Annotated in this window: 2 protein-coding genes; one reads left to right on the top strand and one right to left on the bottom strand. The window is 65.1% G+C overall.

Translation table 11 applies throughout. The features are described 5' to 3' along the window. On the top strand, window positions 1–584 hold a 584-nt coding region (locus tag A3764_RS17460; protein WP_150122269.1), incomplete at its 5' end, for a xanthine dehydrogenase family protein molybdopterin-binding subunit. 162 nt (window positions 585–746) lie between these two features. On the opposite strand, the gene A3764_RS17455 is transcribed toward A3764_RS17460, so the two are convergent. Then, window positions 747–1726: peroxidase family protein (locus A3764_RS17455; protein WP_330220541.1), on the bottom strand; the 980-nt coding region annotated here is incomplete at its 5' end.

Genomic DNA, 1726 nt, shown 5'->3' with positions numbered 1-1726 from the left:
GCACCAGCGAAGAGCAACTGACGCTGAAGGACGGTCAGGCCATCGCCGACAACCGCAGCACGCCGCTCGGCGACCTGCTGAACGAACCGCTCGAAAGCTTGGGCGAGATCGAGGCCGGCGATACCTCCGACAAGGTGCGGCAGGCGACGTGGGGGGCCTATTTCTGCGAAGTGGCGGTCAATTCCGTCACCGGCGAAACCCGCGTCCGCCGGCTGCACGGCACATTCGCTGCGGGCCGTATCCTCAACCCAAAAACGGCACGGTCCCAATGCCTTGGCGGCATGACCTTCGGCATCGGCATGGCCCTCACCGAAGAGCTGATCCACGATCCCCGGGACGGCCATATCGTGAACCGCGACTTCGCCGAATACCATCTGCCGGTCAACGCCGACGTGCCCCAGATCACCGTGGACCTGCTGGAAGAACGCGATCCATGGAGCAACCCGATGCAGGTCAAGGGGATAGGAGAGCTTGGCATCTGCGGCGCCGCCGGTGCTGTGGTGAACGCGATCCATAACGCCACTGGCGTCCGCGTCCGCGACCTGCCCGCAACGCTCGACAAGGTGCTGGCCGGGCTGGACTGACCGCCTCGGTCCGCGGAAGGGGCAGGAACGTTTCCCCCCTTCCAAATGGCCCCAAATCCCGGGAGGCCCGGAGGGCAGCGCCCTCCGCCTTTCCACCCCCGAACATGAAAAACGCGACCCCGAGGGGCCGCGTTTCTCTTTTTCAACAATGCCTTGCAGGCCTTACTTCACGTCGAAGCGGTCCGCGTTCATCACCTTGGTCCAGGCCTTCACGAAGTTGGGCACAAAGGCCTCTTCGGCATCCTTGCTAGCATAGACCTCGGCCAGCGCACGCAGCTGCGAGTTGGAGCCGAAGATCAGGTCCACGCGGCTGCCCTTCCACTTGGGCTCCTCCGTCTTGCGGTCCCGCCCGATGAACAGGTGGTCATCCTCGTCGGAGACTTTCCACACGGTGCCCATGTCCAGCAGGTTGACGAAGAAATCGTTCGTCAGCTGGCCGGGGCGGTCGGTAAAGACGCCGCGGTCGGACCCGTCGTAGTTGGCCCCCAGAACCCGCAGCCCGCCGATCAGCACGGTCATCTCCGGCGCGTTCAGCGTCAGAAGCTGCGCGCGGTCGATCAGCAACTCGCCCGAAGACTTGGAATACTCCCGCTTCTGGTAGTTGCGGAAACCGTCCGCCACAGGCTCCAGAACGGCCATGGATTCCACGTCCGTCTGCTCCTGCGTCGCATCGGTCCGGCCGGGGGTGAAGGGCACCTCCACATCGTGGCCCGCATCCTTCGCGGCCTTCTCGACACCGGCGTCACCGGCCAGCACGATCAGGTCGGCGATGGAGATTTTCTTGCCGCCCTTCTGTGCGTCGTTGAACTCGCTCCCCACGCCTTCCAGCGTGTCCAGCACCTTGGACAGCTGCTCAGGCCGGTTCACTTCCCAGTTCTTCAGCGGCTCCAGACGGATGCGCGCGCCATTGGCACCGCCCCGCTTGTCCGACCCGCGGAAGGACGCGGCAGAGGCCCATGCGGTCGACACCAGTTCGGAAACGCTCAGCCCGGTTTCCAGCACCTTGGCCTTCAGCGCGCGCGCGTCCTCCGCGTCTATCAACTCGTGATCCACGGCCGGTACCGGATCCTGCCAGATCAGCGTCTCCTGCGGCACCCAGGGGCCGAGGTAGCGCGACACCGGCCCCATGTCGCGGTGCGTCA

It is taken from the genome of Sulfitobacter sp. HI0129 (assembly GCF_001635395.1).
In the GTDB taxonomy this organism is placed as follows: Bacteria; Pseudomonadota; Alphaproteobacteria; order Rhodobacterales; family Rhodobacteraceae; genus Sulfitobacter.
Note: the sequence above shows the minus strand (reverse complement) of the source record. Positions and strands in the feature narration are given on the sequence as shown.